This window comes from Aquimarina sp. BL5, from assembly GCF_003443675.1.
GTDB lineage: Bacteria > Bacteroidota > Bacteroidia > Flavobacteriales > Flavobacteriaceae > Aquimarina.
In genome coordinates this window covers 5,510,041-5,527,178 of record NZ_CP031963.1, presented here as the reverse complement: position 1 = coordinate 5,527,178, position 17,138 = coordinate 5,510,041, and the positions used below count along the sequence as shown (strand labels likewise).

The 17,138-nt window shown below is 32.5% G+C and carries 13 protein-coding genes; 3 read left to right on the top strand and 10 right to left on the bottom strand.

Annotation, left to right across the window (positions count from 1 at the left end):
- Positions 1–46: 46 nt before the first annotated feature.
- Genes D1818_RS23255 through D1818_RS23240 form a run of 4 tightly spaced genes read right to left on the bottom strand, consistent with a single transcriptional unit; the run spans position 47 to position 5,109 of the window.
- A complete protein-coding gene (locus D1818_RS23255) occupies positions 47–1,480 on the bottom strand; it encodes a phage tail sheath C-terminal domain-containing protein (protein WP_118462374.1) in 1,434 nt (477 codons plus the stop codon).
- 25 nt (positions 1,481–1,505) lie between these two features.
- Complete coding sequence (locus D1818_RS23250; protein WP_118462372.1) at positions 1,506–3,353, bottom strand: phage tail sheath C-terminal domain-containing protein; 1,848 nt, start codon at positions 3,351–3,353, stop codon at positions 1,506–1,508.
- A 14-nt stretch (positions 3,354–3,367) separates the two neighbouring features.
- Entirely contained in the window at positions 3,368–4,504 is a 1,137-nt protein-coding gene (locus D1818_RS23245; RefSeq protein WP_118462370.1) for a hypothetical protein, read from the bottom strand.
- Positions 4,501–5,109 (bottom strand): DUF4255 domain-containing protein, encoded by a 609-nt coding sequence (locus D1818_RS23240; RefSeq protein WP_118462368.1) that lies wholly within the window; start codon positions 5,107–5,109, stop codon positions 4,501–4,503. The genes D1818_RS23245 and D1818_RS23240 overlap by 4 nt, the downstream gene beginning before the upstream one ends.
- Before the next feature lie 462 nt (positions 5,110–5,571).
- On the opposite strand from D1818_RS23240, the gene D1818_RS23235 reads away from it, so the two are divergent.
- Both D1818_RS23235 and D1818_RS23230 read left to right on the top strand, forming a co-directional pair.
- The gene (locus D1818_RS23235) at positions 5,572–6,141 is read left to right on the top strand and encodes a toxin-antitoxin system YwqK family antitoxin (RefSeq protein ID WP_118462366.1); all 570 of its coding nucleotides are present in this window, start codon (positions 5,572–5,574) and stop codon (positions 6,139–6,141) included.
- A 24-nt stretch (positions 6,142–6,165) separates the two neighbouring features.
- Positions 6,166–6,516: a hypothetical protein gene (locus D1818_RS23230; protein ID WP_118462364.1), complete on the top strand. Its 351-nt coding sequence runs from the start codon at positions 6,166–6,168 to the stop codon at positions 6,514–6,516.
- A 314-nt stretch (positions 6,517–6,830) separates the two neighbouring features.
- Here the strand turns inward: D1818_RS23230 and D1818_RS23225 are convergent, their stop codons facing one another.
- The gene (locus tag D1818_RS23225; protein ID WP_118462362.1) at positions 6,831–8,369 is read right to left on the bottom strand and encodes a YifB family Mg chelatase-like AAA ATPase; all 1,539 of its coding nucleotides are present in this window, start codon (positions 8,367–8,369) and stop codon (positions 6,831–6,833) included.
- 608 nt (positions 8,370–8,977) lie between these two features.
- Positions 8,978–10,309, bottom strand: a complete 1,332-nt coding sequence (locus D1818_RS23220) for an aspartate kinase (protein WP_118462359.1) — start codon at positions 10,307–10,309, stop codon at positions 8,978–8,980.
- A gap of 104 nt (positions 10,310–10,413) precedes the next feature.
- Here D1818_RS23220 and D1818_RS23215 point away from each other — a divergent pair, with 104 nt between their 5' ends.
- Positions 10,414–11,058, top strand: a complete 645-nt coding sequence (locus D1818_RS23215) for a hypothetical protein (protein ID WP_118462357.1) — start codon at positions 10,414–10,416, stop codon at positions 11,056–11,058.
- 63 nt (positions 11,059–11,121) lie between these two features.
- Here D1818_RS23215 and D1818_RS23210 read toward each other — a convergent pair whose 3' ends face one another.
- The 4 genes from D1818_RS23210 to D1818_RS23195 form a co-directional block, all read right to left on the bottom strand.
- Complete coding sequence (locus D1818_RS23210; RefSeq protein ID WP_118464057.1) at positions 11,122–13,194, bottom strand: M13 family metallopeptidase; 2,073 nt, start codon at positions 13,192–13,194, stop codon at positions 11,122–11,124.
- A 316-nt stretch (positions 13,195–13,510) separates the two neighbouring features.
- Positions 13,511–13,966, bottom strand: coding sequence for an RES family NAD+ phosphorylase (locus tag D1818_RS23205; protein ID WP_118462355.1), 456 nt, complete (start codon positions 13,964–13,966; stop codon positions 13,511–13,513).
- Entirely contained in the window at positions 13,966–14,418 is a 453-nt protein-coding gene (locus D1818_RS23200; RefSeq protein ID WP_118462353.1) for an antitoxin Xre-like helix-turn-helix domain-containing protein, read from the bottom strand. Before D1818_RS23200 ends, D1818_RS23205 begins: the two co-directional genes overlap by 1 nt.
- A 52-nt stretch (positions 14,419–14,470) precedes the next feature.
- On the bottom strand, positions 14,471–16,795 hold the full coding sequence (locus D1818_RS23195) for a hypothetical protein (protein WP_118462350.1): 2,325 nt from the start codon (positions 16,793–16,795) through the stop codon (positions 14,471–14,473).
- Positions 16,796–17,138: the final 343 nt, after the last annotated feature.

Sequence of the window (17,138 nt, the reverse complement as noted above, 5' to 3'; positions counted from 1 at the left end):
ATATGTATTTTTTAAAAGTTAATTTTATATGATTATTTTATATGAATTAAGATTCTTGAAGTTTATGAGAAAACTTAAGGATGATGAACTCTGCGGGTCTAACTGCAGCTAAACCAATCTCTACATTCATTCTTCCTTCTAAAATATCTTGTGCAGTCATAGTTTCTCCTAAACCTACTCTCACAAAAAATGCTTGTTCTGGCTTTGCTCCAGCTAGTGCACCATCTCGCCATAGTCCAGTAAGGAAATTTTCGATCATAGCTTTTGTTCGTACCCAGGTTAATTTACTATTGGGTTCAAAAACCACAAATTCTGTTGCTTTCTTAATAGATTCTTCTACAAAAATGTATAATCTTCTTACGGGAACATATCGCCATTCATTGTCATTACCTGCTAATGTTCTAGCGCCCCAAATCAGAATACCTTTACCCGAAAAAGCCCGGATCGCATTAATAGATTTACCAGTAGACGGATCGACATTAAGGTTATCCTGCATTTCATTAGTAACCATTACTGTAGGTGCTAATACAGAGTTCAATCCTACATTTGCCGGTGCTTTCCAAACACCTCTATCTGCATCTACCCTTGCATATGCCCCTGCCACTGCTGGAGAAGCCGGAAGATCTACATACACTTTTCCTATTTCTGCGATAATAGATCGGTATACACTAGGGTTAGTGGTATTTATAGTATCAATATCTACTGCATTAAATGCTGGAGCTGGTGGGGCTGTACCACCACTATTAGTATGTGTCACTGTTACTGTAGCATTGTCATAACCATAATTTAAAGTAGTCTTTAATTCTGGACCATAGCTCGCTCCATACTTTAGATTATTCATACCTAATTCAGAACGGTAATTTAACACATCTGCATTATCCGTAATATCTCCATTAAAATCAGCAATCGTGAATCGGTCTTGTACTTTAGCACAAGATGTTAATGCAGCTACTACTACCGAACCATAATCACTTTGATTCGTAAATTTACTAGCCTCTGGGAAAAGTATTAAAGTGGGTTCATCCACTTTTTCGATAGCCAAGATACCACCTGTTAGACCTCCAGCTATAGAACTCATAGAGCCATCACCCACTTCTAAAGGATCACTATCACTCCCTACTGAAACAATATAACACGGTCCTCCTCCATTAGCAAAATATAGGCTTAAGCTATGATAAAGAATATAATCAGATGCTGTTGCCGTTGCACTGTACTCTCTGGTCAATAAATCATCATCTACATTATAAGTATCTACAATCGAAACTGCGATTGCATCATTTTTTGCTCCTCCGAATAATTCTACGTATTCTAACATAGAAGTTATTCTTTGAGGTTTAAATTTTAGATCAACTCCATCTTCATCAGCGGTCAATTTGGTATAACCGATAAATGCGGGTATAGCGGTTGCAACTGGTGCAACGGAGGCTGGTAGTGTTGAAATTTCTTCTATATAGACTCCTGGTGTATTATATGTTGGCATAACGTATATTTTTAAAGATTATGTATTATGATTCTTGTAACTTATGTGAGAATTTAAGAATGATAAACTCTGCAGGACGCACAGCTGCAACTCCTATTTCAACATTCATTCTCCCTTCTAATATATCTAGTGCTGTCATCGTTTCTCCAAGGCCTATTTTCACAAAAAAAGCTTGTTCTGGTTTCGCACCTGCTAACGCTCCATCCCTCCATAATTGAGTAAGGAAATTTTCTATCATAGCTTTGGTTCTCACCCAAGTAGGTTTACTATTAGGTTCAAAAACAACAAACTCGGTAGCTTTCTTTATAGATTCTTCCATAAAATTGTAAAATCTTCTTACCGGAACGTATCTCCATTCATTATCATTTCCAGCTAGTGTCCTAGCACCCCAAACAATAGTACCCTTTCCGCTAAATAATCGGATCGCATTGATAGATTTTCCTGTAGTTGCATCTACATTTAAATTCGCTTGTTCTTCTCTGGTTATTGGAATACTTGGCTCATTGACCAAATTCACACTTACATTGGCAGGTGCTTTCCATACTCCTCTATCTCTATCAACGGATGCATAAATGCCGGCGATTGCTCCACATGGGTATAGGGTCACTTTATGTTTTTTTATTTCTTTCTGAATTCGATTATAGAGGTTGGTATCTATATATCTATCAATACCCCCACTTAGTTCGGAACCTGAAACTATGGCACCAATATCAGCTCCAGAAGCAGTATACTGGATTGCTATCCCATTACCTGCCGCTCCATCTGCAATTGCTGAAAGGGTAAGTACATTATCAACTCTTACAGCAGTTACACCTGTGCTTACCAATGCATTAATCGCGACCCTTAAGTTTTCGGCAGAATCGTCCTCATTAGCACCTGCAGAAAATTCATTAGGGTTTGCCGGTGCTGCTGCTACTGTTAACGTCTCAGGACCAATCAAAAAAGTATCCCCATTACTAATGTTAACAGGTTCGATTGTAATTGTTGCAGATGCATTTACAGAAATATCTGCTCCAGCTAAAGTTTGGCCAGTATTAATTGCTCCTAGCCTTTGGGTATCCCATATAGCAGCATGAATCCCAGTAGTCGTATCCTCTATTATAACGCTACTATCTATAAACGAATATTCGATTTTAGTTTCTAATGAAGGATAATAAGCTGCTCCATACTTTAAATAATCCGGACCGATATTATCATTTCTAAAATCGTTCCCATCATCAAAAACTGTAGATGATTCATCGGCTTGTACATCCATTACGGCAAACCGATCTTGCAACTTATTACATTGAATAAGCATATTATCATATATTGTTTTTCTATTCGAGTCGCTGAGTAAAATAGCTTCGGGAACAGTTAGAATAGTAATTTCATCTATTTCTTCGCAGACTGATAGACCCGCATCCAATGCATTAACATCAATATCCACTGTTGCAGTAGGAATATCTCCATCTGCAGGAAAAGTTGCAGGATCATTATCATCATCATTATATGTCCCTACCGAAACAACATAACAAGTTCCCCCTCCATTGGCATAGAACATTCTCACCTGATAATAAAGGTGATAAGGAGATTCCACCGGAACAGTACCAATACTAGTAATTATTATTTGTGGATCAATATCACTAATTGGTGAATCGGAAAGAGTAGCTCTATAATATTCCTGAAACGGTCCTCCAAAATGATCCACAAAATCAAGCATAGATGTGATTCTTACTGGAATTCTATTGATTGAAGGATCAATTGTCTCATTATCTACAATTGCTTTTTCTGTATATCCAACAAAAGCTGGTACTGCTGTAGCTACAGGAGCTACTGATGCTGGAAGCGTATTTATCTCTTCGATGTATACGCCTGGTGTTTTGTAATCTGCCATGATCTTTTTTCTCTTTATATGAATACAAATATTTCTTTCTCTATATCTCCACCATTTTCTTTTTCTACTGTATTGAATGGAGGGTTAGGAAGGTGGTCTACTAATACTTTATCTTCTGGTTGTAATCGTAACGCTACGTTAAGTTTAGGTTCTTCGAAAATCGGAATGGTATCATCTGATTTAAAAATTACAGTATCATATCCCTTAATTTTAGTTGTTAAGTGAGGTTCATCACCTTCTCTAATGAAATTAACATTAACATAAGCCGTTCCTCCACCTGAGATAGAGTCTTCAATACTTAGACTTGTAGCGGGAATCGAAAGATCAATATTGTTGGATTTATTGATTATAAAATATTTCCAAAAAGTACTTTTCCTATCGAATTGTAGTCTGTAAAATTCAGTATCTCCATACATATGATTAGAAGCTGTATTATATTTAATATCTAAAACTCCCAGTACACCTTGGTTAATAGCTTCATTATCTATCAATACAGTCTCTTCTCGCAATGGGGGAATATCACCAGCCATATTTTTAATAATAATCTTATAAATTCCAGCTGGTTTGTTTCTTAAATCAATTTGCTGATTAAATACTTTTAAATCCTCTCTGGTTAGCTCTATTGTTGTTGGCAAATCATTACCATCAGTATCTTTTCCTATAGAAACTAATTGGCCTTGATCATTTTCAACCTCTAATTTTGTTTTTGTATGATTTGTAGATAGAGAAAAAGAATATGTAAATAACTTTCCAAATGCTTTATCAACAAGTATATGATTCAGTATTTCTGGTGCATTTTTATCAGATGAAGCCATTGTAGGATCATTTGAGAAATAAACTTTGTTCCCAGCCACGTACTTGTTACTAGTATCTAATTTTGTAATATTTAGAAATTCATCGCTTCTCTCAACGGTTATATAGAATCTAAAATTAACATCCTTTCCTAGATCTATAAAAGGGGAAATATTATCACTCGCTGCTTTATATAATACAATAAAGCTATTACCAAGTGTTTTGAATAATAATTTCCCATTAGCCAAGAGTTCTTTGGTTTTAGAATCAGGTTTCAATTTTACATCCTCATTTATACCATTTTTATAGTATTCATGGGTTATTGAAAGGTTAAACAATCTGTTATATTTAATATTCACAACTCTTTGGTTTTTGATAATAAATCAATCTCTTCTATAGGTAAAGCATCACTAATCAATTCTTCTTCCTGTATTTTTAATAGTCTTACTTTATATAAAACTGATGGGAGGTATTTGGTTCCCAACACACTCCAGAAATTATACATTTGCTCAAATGAATAAGAATACAATTCTAATATCAGTTTTTTGATATTTGGATCTTCACTAGCCATAGCAGGGGTATTATCATTGGTAAATACATTCTTGGATTGAAAGAGTGAAATGACATACGATAGCTGTTTTAATCCTTCATAATAATCATCAGAAGGGTCATCTATATCCTTATTCTGATAGTTTGCAGAAATCAAAACATATAAGTTCAATTTTAGTTCTGGATTTCTATATTCTACCGAACCATTTGCATTAATGAATGCAGTATTTTGTTCTTTAAATATCTTTTCTTCTTCAATATTAACCAAAGACAACCCAAGTGATTTATCAGGAATTGCAACACCAGATTCATCTGAAACATGTGTAAGGAATATTTTATTTTCATCAAGACCATTTTTCATACTTAAATAATCGTTGATGGTTCTAGTTAAAAACCTAAGAGATGAATGAATCATAATTCAGTAGTTAATTTTTTTCGCTAATCCTCAAATAATATATGTTACTTAAACACTTCAGAACTAGCTGCCTGCTTAATACAAATTGCTTATATCTAATAATCATTCCTATTTAAAAAGGAACTTAAAAATTATAATGGGGAGTGATTTTTTTAATCTATTAAAAGGGAAATAATATCTTAGATTAAGATGATATAAAGTTATGTCTTAGACATCTAATTTGGTATAGCTAAAACACCGATTCTATGCAGGAAAATAGCTTTTGGATAAAGGGTTAAATACCCCTAAGAGATTACTGTTTTATTGTACTGCTATTGAAAAGAAGTTATAAATAATGTGAACTATAGGTTTCCCCAGTTTCATTCCCTGAAAACAGTGAATGTATTTTCACTATAAGAGGTGTACTAAAAATCTGGTTTATTACGAATCTTTGTAAGGAATAAAATCAAAAGCACTTTTATTATGAAAAAAATACTCTTCACACTGTTATCATTTCTAAATTTATTTTTCTTTATCAAAACTAACGCTCAGGAATTATTAATTCCAACTAATAAAATTATAGATAGTACTTATTCAAATACGAGAACACAGAAAAACATTCAGAATACATTGTACTATAATAATGGTTCAATTAAAGAAATAAGGGAGACAAAGGGTAACAAACTAAACGGATCATGGAAACTCTTTCACGCTAACGGAAAATTAAAAAAGGAAGGAGCGTTCAAAAATGATAAAACTGAGGGGCAATGGAAAATCTATAATAAAAATGGAATCTTGACTTTTATTGAAAACTATAATGATGGTAAAGAACACGGTACTTGGAAAGCCTTTCATTCTGACGGTAGGATAAAAATTGAAGGAACCTTTGTGAAAGGTAAACGACAAGGTCCGTGGAAAGTATATAATGAATTAGGAACGTTAGAGAAAATTGTAACGTTTGAAAATGATATAGAAAAAAGTGAATTAATTTTAGATCACCAACAAATGGATTTAAACTTCTTTTCTGTGAGTCAATCTATAGGTAATTACTAAGATATCCATGAACTTCACATAATCATGATAGCAGTTATTTTATTGATTATACTCATTTTTATTATAGTAGTATACTATCAATCTTACTGGGCAAAAATTGAGCGACATTATGAATGTATCAATTATGAAAATTATTCTCTGATTAAGGAATCCCCTTTTTCCAAAGAATGCAGCACTTATGAAATTTTACAGAAAGAAAACGAGATCTGGTTTAAAAGAGATGGATATTCGTTGTTTTATATTCATTTAACGTCAAAAGATTCAAGAAATGTAGAATTAATTGGACTTGATGGTTATGGTATTCGGAATATGGAGTTTAAAAAATACGTTTGTAAACTGGTGCAAAAAATAAAAATTAAACATAATAACTCGTAAAATAAAAGCTTCTAATTTGGATAAGAACTTGTTTTCAGGACAAAAGCATAAACCGTCTTTGATTACAAAAAGGTATCTGATTTATTTTTCTAAAAACGATAAGGTTAAAAGTTTAGTTCCCGTTATTTTATCCTTCAATTTGTTGAACTTTTCTTTGTCAGTTTTTTACTAACTGTTTGTATACATCTATTTTCTAAGATATTAAACGAATAATTTAAGACAACTTCCAGAAATAATTCTTTCTTTTTTATTGGTCTAACATTAAAATAATTATCTATTTCGAGTTCAGAAGGTGCCTAAATTTCAAGGTTTATTCACCCCAACCATCCATCACGATCTAAACTGCGATACTGTATTGCTTCGGAAATATGATTTCCTTTAATGGATTCTGCTCCTTCTAGATCAGCGATTGTTCTGGAAACTTTTAGAATTCTATCATAGGCTCTAGCAGAAAGATTTAATCGTTCCATAGCTGTTTTTAATAACTCTTTAGATGCATCATCTAATGCACAATATTTTCGGATTTGTTTAACTCCCATCTGAGCATTGTAGTGAATTTTTTGAGATTCAGAAAATCGAGCAGTTTGAATATCTCTAGCTATAGTTACTCTTTTTCTAATGTCCACACTACTTTCGCCTCTTCTTTCTTCACTCAATTTATCAAAAGGTACAGGAGTTACTTCGATATGAATATCAATACGGTCTAATAACGGCCCAGAAATCTTGCTAAGATATCGTTGCATCTCTGCTGGAGACGAGGTAACTGGTGCATCTGGATCATTAAAATATCCTCCTGGACTAGGATTCATGCTGGCTACTAACATAAAACTAGATGGATAGGTTACCGTAAACTTTGCTCTGGAGATCGTTACTTCTCGGTCCTCTAATGGTTGACGCATCACTTCCAGTACTTCTCTTTTAAATTCTGGTAGCTCATCCAGAAACAAAACTCCGTTATGAGATAATGAGATTTCTCCTGGTTGCGGATAACTACCTCCACCAACTAATGCAACATTAGATATTGTATGATGCGGACTTCGAAATGGTCTTTGAGCCATAAGTCCTACATTATCTTTAATTCTCCCAACGACACTATGAATCTTGGTAGTTTCTAATGCTTCTTGTAAAGACATTGGTGGTAAAATACTAGGTAATCGTTTGCTAAGCATGGTTTTACCACTTCCGGGTGGTCCTACTAAAATGATATTATGTCCTCCAGCTGCAGCAATCTCCATACACCTTTTTATACTTTCCTGTCCTTTTACATCTGCAAAATCAAACTCGGGATTATCTAATTCCTTAAAGAATTCTTCTCGGGTATCCACAATCGTTTGTTCCAGTGTTCCTTTTCCATCAAAAAAGTCAATTACTTCTTTGATATTTTCCACTCCATACACCTGAAGATTATCCACTATCGCTGCTTCCTTCGCATTTTGTTTAGGTAAAATGAAACCTTTAAACCCTTCTTCTCTCCCTTTGATAGCAATTGGCAATGCTCCTTTTATAGGCTGAAGACTTCCGTCCAAAGAAAGTTCTCCCATGATTAGATAATCAGCAATATCCTCTCCTTTAATCTGCGAGCTCGCAGCCAGAATTCCTAAAGCTAATGTTAAGTCATATGCGGATCCTTCTTTTCTAAGATCAGCAGGAGCCATATTAATCGTGATTTTCTTGCCTGGAAGTTTATATCCGTTATTCTGCAATGCTGCTGCAATCCGAAAACTGCTTTCTTTAATTGCATTATCTGGTAAACCCACCAAATGATATCCTATTCCTTTATCTATATTAACCTCTACTGTAATTGTTGTCGCCTCAACACCAAAAACTGCACTTCCAAAGACTTTAATAAGCATATTCTATATTTTGATTAAAGCTGTAGCATTATCTTTTTTTTATCTAATACTACTGTCATTAGTACGTGTTTATAATTGGATAGATGTTACCCCTAAATACGTGGTTTTTTAAATAAATTTTAAAAACCCTTTAAAAAAGGACATCATTACTTTATCATTTCTATAGCACAGAATAAACATAAAAAAATAACTATCAGTAGGTTACAAATAGCTGCTGGAGATTAGAAATGAATAACGGGAAAGAAAATATGAATCAAGAAAAAAACATTAACTGGTGGTAGCATCAAAAGATTTTATTGAACCACAAAAAGTTTAATAAAGACAACTGCAATGATCGAATAAAAAACAAACAAAACAATTTCTAATCGATATTTTTCAACAATTCTCTTTAACATGATAATGGGTTTATATTTCTTGTTTCTATATATAAAACAGTTAATTAATGAAATACCCTATAATTCTTTAAAAAATCCCAACATGTTTATCTGCTGGGATTTAGTAAAAATAAGAATTTTAATCCAAGTGGAGTTCTTTTACTGGCTATAGAAATCGATATAGACCGCTAAGCACTCTCACTTTTTACTCATCATGCATACATAACAAACAATTTAAAGAACAGCTTCTTGATGAGTAAGAAACAATTTCTCATTTAAAAACCTAAGGGTTGGTATTTTGTCTTTCGTTTCTACAAGAATGGAAATATTATTATTACTTCCTCCATAAGAAATCATTCTAACCGGTATATAATTTAATATTTCAAAAAGTTTATGGGAGTTTTTATCATTAATAACGGATTCACCTACAACACAGATGATACTATGATTTTGCTCTACAGTTACTTCTGCATATCCTTCTATTTCTTTTACAATTTCATCTATATACGTAGTATTATCTATTGTCAAAGAAATGGCAATTTCTGAAGTAGTAATCATATCGATTGATGTATGATAATTATCAAACACTTCAAAAATTCTTCTAAGGTATCCATGCGCCATTAACATCCTGTTTGATTTAATCTTAATGGCTGTAATACCGTCTTTGGCAGAAATTGCTTTTAAACCTTTTCTATATGTTTTATTTGAAATAACGGTACCAGAAGCTTCTGGGTCAAATGTGTTTTTTAATAATACAGGAATATCCATATCTACTACAGGAGATACTGTTTGTGGATGTAAAATTTTAGCTCCAAAATAAGCTAATTCTGCTGCCTCATTGTAAGTAAGGTGAGATATTGGATTTGTGCCTTCAACATATCTAGGATCATTATTATGTAATCCATCAATATCAGTCCAAATCTGTATCTCATTTGCATTTAATGCCGCACCAATTATAGTTGCCGTATAATCGCTTCCTCCTCTTTTTAATGTACTTAATTGATTTAAATGATCTTTACAAACAAATCCTTGAGTAATATATATATCAGCAGGATTGGTATCCAAAATTTCGTTAAGTTTTTCAGAAACTTTCTGAATATTAGGATTATCTGCATTATCCACATTCATGAACTCCTTAGCGCTAATCAACTTATTAGTAACTCCAGTAGCATTTAAAAAGTTTGAAAAAATATAAGTTAACAGTGTTTCTCCAAAAGTTAATACTGTGGCGTCTAAAACTTCAGAATATTCCTGATTTGATAGTTCTAACATCTCAGTGATCATGGACGATACTCCATCCTTAAGGTTATTTCTTAATTCAGTATCTTCGATCAATTCATCGATAACTTCTATGTGCTTACTTTCTAATTTATGCAGATTTCTGGTAATTGCCTCCGCATCCTTTAATTTGATATAAGCCACCAAATTTACTAATTGATCCGTTACTCCAGACATTGCAGAACATACTACAATCTTTTGATCATTATCACTAATAAGAATATCTTTTACTCTGTATAAATTCACTACAGATCCAACAGAAGTTCCTCCAAATTTTAAAATCTTCATCGCATTATCTTTTTGACAGTACATAATTAAACAATAGCACATAAAAAATAAATATTTTCATCAAAAAAGTATATATTTACACAATGTGTTAAATATCTAACAAAATGAAAACTATAACAGATTGTGTTCACAATATACTTAGGCATCAACCATTTTTAGAAGATGCATTATCTAGAGATATCATTAATTTTAGTTCTCTTGCTACGGACTTATTACCTCAGGTAGAAAAAGAAATGCGAAAACCTGTAAAACCAGGATCTATCGTAATGGCATTACGTAGATATCATCCCAAAAGGATTAAACATTCTGAGAACCTAGGTAGTTTAGGAGATATAGTAGTACGATCCGGGATTACTGAATATACTTTTCTGAATTCGAATACTATTCTTACAAGTCAATCTAATCTATTAAATACTGTAAAGGATAAAACAAAAACTTATTTCACGTATTCTAGCAATTTCCAAGAAAGTAATATACTAGTATCCTCGTCTTTAAAAGAAATTGTAGAGGATCATTTTAAGGATGAAACCTGTATTTCTGTCGCCGACAATTTATCTTCTATGTCCATTGCACTTCCAGATGATAGTGCTAGATCTATTGGACTATACTTTTATATATTTAAGCTTCTAGCGTATGAAGGTATTCCGGTTTTTGAAATTATATCTACTTCTAATTATTTTACTTTATTTCTAGAAAAAGAATATGTGAATGATGCTTTTTTATTGATGAATGAAATAAAAGAAAATTAAGACTATATAAAAAAAAGCCCTGAAAACAGGGCTTTTTTTTATTATTCTTAGCATATTGGTTATTTACCAAATATTCACTCGTTTCTCAGGAGCTAAATACATCTTATCCCCTTCTTTAATATCAAAAGCATCATAAAATGCCTGAACGTTTAATAAAGGCTGTATCGCTCTAGTTGTTCCTGGAGAATGAGGATCTGTCTTAATCTGCGTTCTTAATGCATCTTCTCTAATCTTAGTTCTCCACACAGTAGCCCAAGACATAAAGAATCGTTGCTCTGGAGTAAACCCATCTATATCTTCAGGTCGACCATTTTCAGTTAAATGCATTTGTAGTCCATCATAAGCTCCTAATACTCCACCTAGGTCTCCAATATTTTCTCCAAGAGTGAACTTACCATTAATAAATACACTATCTAGTACTTCTATAGCGCTATATTGCTCTGCAAGTGCTCCTCCTCTTTCTGTAAACTGTTTAAGATCATTATCTGTCCACCAGTTAGAAAGATTACCTTCTGCGTCAAAACGCGCACCAGAATCATCAAAAGCATGTGATATTTCATGACCTATTACTGCTCCAATTCCGCCATAATTAACTGCTTCGTCTGCAGTATAGTTATAGAACGGAGGTTGTAAAATTGCAGCCGGGAATACAATCTCATTAAACAATGGATTAAAATACGCATTTACTGTTTGAGGAGACATTCCCCATTCAGTTTTATCAACAGGTTCTCCAATTTCATTTATATTTTTCTTGAATCCCCATTCTGAAACTGCCATCATATTTTCAAAATATGAGTTTCCATCCTTCACATCAAGAGTAGAATAATCTTCCCACTCATCTGGATATCCAATTTTTACTGTAAATTTATCTAATTTCTGAATAGCTTTGGTTTTCGTACTATCACTCATCCAATCCAGCACTTCGATTCTTTTCTGGTATGCTTTAATTACATTACCAATCATCTTCTCAGCTTTTGCTTTCGCTTCTGGCGGAAACTTAGCATCTACATATAATTGTCCGATTGCTTCTCCTACAGAACCGTTAACTCTTGCTAGAGCTCTTTCTTCCATAGGTCTTTGTTTAATTGCACCATTAAGTGTTTTGCTATAAAAATCCCAGTTTGCTTTTTCTATTTCTGTAGAAAGTGCTCCTGCAGCATCATTTAATGTAGACCAACGCATTACTGTTTTAAGATCTTCAATACTTGTTCCTTTAAGAACGTTTTGTAGTTCTTTCATGTATTTAGGTTGCATCACAATTACTGAATCTAATTGCTTTTTCACACCTATATCTTTCATCAATTTATTCCAATCAATAGACGAAGTCATTTCTGAAAGTTGCTCCATTGATCTCGGGTTATTAAAGTTTCTAGTATCTCTACTCTGAACTTTGTCTAATCGCGGTTCTGCTAACTTAGTCTCTATTGCTAAAATAGTTTCTGCATTTTTACGAGCCTGTTTCTCAGTTTCTCCTATATACTGAAGCATTCTAGTAATATGATCAACATATTGAGTTCTGATTTCGATAGATTTTTCATCTTGATCTAAATAATAATCACGATCCGGTAACCCTAATCCTCCGGTAGCTATATATGGAGCATTGATCTCACTGTTACTTAGGTTAGGAAAAGAAACTAATCCTGCAAATGGAGCTGAAGCTCCTATTTCTGTAGCCAAAACTGTTTGTAGGTCACTTAAATTCTTTATGCCTGCTATTTTATCCAAAGTAGGCTGTAATGGGGTCACACCTGCTTTATCTCTGCCCACAGTATCCATAATAGATTCATAAATCAATAAAGCTTTATATTGATCTGTTCCTGCAGCATATTTACCACTAGACTTTGCTTTTTCCAGAATCTCGAGTACATCATAGTCTGTCTTTTTTCTTAATACACCAAAACCTCCCCATCGAGTTCTATCTTCTGGAATTTCTGTATTTTTCATCCAACTACCGTTAACGTAGTTGTAAAAATCTTCTTTTGGACTAATACTTGTATCCATATTATCCAAAACAATACCTGGTATTTTTTCTACCTCTGCTATTGTTTCCTGTTGATTTTCACCATCTTTCTTGGCTTCATTCTTGCAACTTGCGAAAGCAATTATGAATACTGCCAAAAAATACACTTTTCTCATTTTTTTAATCATTTTATTAGTAAATTAAGTTTAGTTCTTTTGAATATGACGTATAAATTGAGGATTCGTTACTCATATCGAACCCGGCAAGATATATAAATTGTAAAAATGTAGGAAATTCTTTATAAAAATTTAACTTATAACAACACAGAAAACAAACACAAGCTATTGACTAACAACACTTAGTGCTCATCAAAACTTTGTTTATTAACAAAATATTAAGTTTAAATCATCAGAATTACAAGGAGATTCTATTCTAAAAGCTGATATTCATTAGCTTAATTAAAAACATTGTACGATCAATACATCCCTAAATCTACTTTAACAAACGAGTATCAAAACTAAAGGGTTCTATTTCGATCAGTTTTACTAAATTAAAATCCGGATGCAAAGGATTAATAAGAAGATTTTGTTCTCTAGGCACAATAATACTAGGGACCTTTAATCCTAATTGAATATTCTCTGATATCCAATTCATTGCAAAATGTTGAATTCCTGTAGATGGAGGGATTTTATTCCAGTCCTTAGGTAATTCCTTAATATCTATGGTAGAAGTCAATTCATCAGGTAATTCTATCGTAGCAATTGCCATATTATCAGGAAAATATGCTGCCGGGAGGTGAGCCAGTACTTCGAGAACAGAAAGAGCAACAGTAGTACTTGTATATAAAACTGCAACTCCTTTGGGATTCCATCTACCACCAACGGTTTTTGCTCCAATACCAGTTAAGTCTTTTATATACTTTTGTTTTGCAATTCTATATACCAGCATTATGCAAAAATTCCGTGCTCTATACGAACTAACTCTTCATTTAATAATTGAAATCCAAATGTAGTATCCAGAAGTTCTTTGGGTTTTTTAGTTGCTAATGCTATATTAGGATGTTCCATCCATCTCTTAAAACGATCCAAATCACCAAAAATATTCTCTCCTCTAGCATAAAGCTTAGCTAATTGTAGTGCTTTGGCACTTGCCTCCGTACTCAATTTCTTATTTAATTCATAGCGTTGTATAGTACGTTCAGATAAATGCAAAACATGTGCTAATTCACTTAGGTCGAAATCAATCGTTTTTGCAAGATGTACCAATGCTCTTTTATCTATCCCATTACGAGATAATTCTATAAAATCGTAAATATTATGTAGAGGAATATCCAAATTAAGATACCTTAACAAACCTTCACTTTCTAAACCATCGTAATCTAATGGGGTTACTGCGCTCATAATACAAATGAATTTATCACGACAAAAATACAAAAAAAAATGACAAATGGCTTTATTCTTCTATAATTAAATCCAATTCTTTACTAACTTCATCTAATCGAGCCTCCATAGACCGAATTGCAATGGTAGATAAATAACGTCCAAGAGGTAAAACCGGTTTTATAGTTAATTTTTCTTTATCCATATCATTAGATAATAGCGACATAGAAGGCGGCGTTATCTTAGTTTGTTTTAGATTAATAATATAATCACTTTCTAATCTCTTCAAAATTTCCTGAGTATGTCCATATCGTACATTTCTTAATGTAGTTAATGGAGCTTCAAATTGTGTACTTGTTTTAGCGATTTTACGTTCTTCTTCATTGGCTATAACCAAATGTTTAATTTTCACTTTTTCCTTTAGAGAAGGAAAGGAATCATTCAATACTGTTTTTAATACCTCTTCTATACCTCTAGATACTCTACCTCCAATATTGTCATAATATCCAGCATCCGCATATTGATCAGACTTTGATTCATCCGTTTCCATAATCTTTCTAACTTCACCTACTGGGGTTATATAGGGGAAACTGGCATTAATACGCATAGCCGTAGAAAGTGCGATAGAATTGTTAGGATAACTGGATTGCATATTATCCAAAAAATCATTCATCCCAGTCAATGGTCTTAAATGAGAATATCTTACTGGACTTATAATATTATAATTTCCGGTTTGTGTATGCGTCGTATTAATTAATAACAATGGTGGAATTTGCTTATTGGTAGTATCCATATTATCACTTATAATATTTTGATAAAATGATAAAAACTCTTTATCAAGAATATTTCGCCCTTTTTGATCATGAAAATACTTTTCATGAGTCTGGATCCATTGTTCTTCTAATAACTGTCCTCTATTTTTAAAGCTAAAAAGGCTAGTAACCTCTTTAAATAAATCTCGTCCTAGTAAAGAAAGTAGTGCTACTGATAGATAGTTTTCTTTATATATAATACTAGCTTTATATTTCAGATCAGGGTATTCTGTATCTTCAGTAATCTTAAAATTAGACTTTTTACCATTGAGGCTGGTATTTCTTGCTTCTGCAAAAAACATAGAATTGCCTACACTTCCTCCCGAAGCACCTGTTAATGAAAGTAAATTTTCTTCGAAATAGATTCCATTAGACTTTTCATATAAATAACTATGCACCAAAAATGACCAAAGCCCAGCTCTAGATCCTCCTCCTTCTGCAGAAACCATGATAATTGGAAAAGCTTTGTCATTATTTTTAATAATCTCTTCCCTACTCTTTAGCCAATGATAAATATAAGTGTCTAACGGCAGTCTAAGGGCTGTAGTTTCTTTTAAGTTGAGTTGATAATGATCCGACGTATCCGAAAAAAACCTAGCAGAAAAAACACAAAATACAGTAACAATAGAAAGAAGTGGCAACTTAATCTTTTTCCCCATTAAAATTAATACAAAACAAATCATAAAAAGACTTAACAAAGAAAGAATCAAGATAGATAAAGGATTAACTCCAGTCGCTAGATTAGGGTAGAAATTTAGAATTAAAAATATAACCAACAATATAAATCCAGATGATATAATCATCCCATAAAACAGTTTCTTAGGAAAACCATTAAGAAATCTATAACTATTAAACGATAAGGAAGAAAACAAAAGTGCCAAAGCACAATTAGAAAGAAACAGATTGCCTAAATCTTTCTCAGCCTGTGTATTTAAGGTTCCTAATGATATAATTAAAAGCATTAATCCAATAGATACACCAAAAAAAACAATCGTTGTTTTAGAACTCTGATTAAGAAAACCTTTTAGTACTTTATACAATTTAGGTTCAGATAACAATAACAATAAAAATATAATCAGAATTAAAGTATTTGTTGGGTCTAGAAACTTTGTATAGGTATTTTCCAAACCAAATAACTCCATTGCATTAAGAATACTAAGTGCTGATATTGCTAATAATAGAATAGCAAGAATTCTTGGAACTGTTTTTCTCATATGAATTCTGGTCATATAAGGATAACTAGCGGACTCACTTCTATCCTGAAATTTATAATGTTGATTAGGAATAAAACCTATGAGATTAGAAAGAGAAATGTCTTTATAATTATGAAAATAAAAGTATTTAGGAGCATTCCATATTAAGAAAGCGGCGGTTATAAGTAAAGCAAAATATAAAGGAACTTCTAACAAAAAAGTATCTGCTTGATTAAGAATCAACAATAGGTCTACCGTTTGAGGAAAATGCCATAGTGCTAGATAAACAGCCCCAATAAAAAAAATACTAATCATATTATTAGTTAATTCTCTTAAAAGGTTTTTAAACCAAACACTGAATCCTTGGAAAAATAATAATAGTTTGATGATCATTATAATCAAATTTAGAATTAAATATCCTTAAATCATTCTTCAATTTAAAAATAACAACAAAAAAAATAGATCACTACTATTTTTGTGATTTAGACCAAAAAAGCAACAAACTAACAATCAACATGTTAATTAAAATATAAAATTTAACATTTGTCTAAACACCCGTATTTATAGGTCTGACGAGATTTTTTGGAAAATCAATGCGATAAAAATCAATATTTAAATCAAAAAAATACGGTTTTAACATAAAAAAAATGTATCTTGTCGTTAAATATGTGTTTTACAACGATAAAAACACTCTTAATGTAAGATTTTACTTACTTTTTAAATTGCAGTTTAACCC

Coding starts and splice junctions, on each gene's coding strand:
- D1818_RS23255 (WP_118462374.1), bottom strand. CDS start 1,480: ATGCCAACATATAATACACCAGGAGTCTATATAGAAGAAATTTCAACA.
- D1818_RS23250 (WP_118462372.1), bottom strand. CDS start 3,353: ATGGCAGATTACAAAACACCAGGCGTATACATCGAAGAGATAAATACG.
- D1818_RS23240 (WP_118462368.1), bottom strand. CDS start 5,109: ATGATTCATTCATCTCTTAGGTTTTTAACTAGAACCATCAACGATTAT.
- D1818_RS23235 (WP_118462366.1), top strand. CDS start 5,572: ATGAAAAAAATACTCTTCACACTGTTATCATTTCTAAATTTATTTTTC.
- D1818_RS23230 (WP_118462364.1), top strand. CDS start 6,166: ATGATAGCAGTTATTTTATTGATTATACTCATTTTTATTATAGTAGTA.
- D1818_RS23225 (WP_118462362.1), bottom strand. CDS start 8,369: ATGCTTATTAAAGTCTTTGGAAGTGCAGTTTTTGGTGTTGAGGCGACA.
- D1818_RS23220 (WP_118462359.1), bottom strand. CDS start 10,309: ATGAAGATTTTAAAATTTGGAGGAACTTCTGTTGGATCTGTAGTGAAT.
- D1818_RS23215 (WP_118462357.1), top strand. CDS start 10,414: ATGAAAACTATAACAGATTGTGTTCACAATATACTTAGGCATCAACCA.
- D1818_RS23210 (WP_118464057.1), bottom strand. CDS start 13,194: ATGAGAAAAGTGTATTTTTTGGCAGTATTCATAATTGCTTTCGCAAGT.
- D1818_RS23205 (WP_118462355.1), bottom strand. CDS start 13,966: ATGCTGGTATATAGAATTGCAAAACAAAAGTATATAAAAGACTTAACT.
- D1818_RS23200 (WP_118462353.1), bottom strand. CDS start 14,418: ATGAGCGCAGTAACCCCATTAGATTACGATGGTTTAGAAAGTGAAGGT.
- D1818_RS23195 (WP_118462350.1), bottom strand. CDS start 16,795: ATGATCATCAAACTATTATTATTTTTCCAAGGATTCAGTGTTTGGTTT.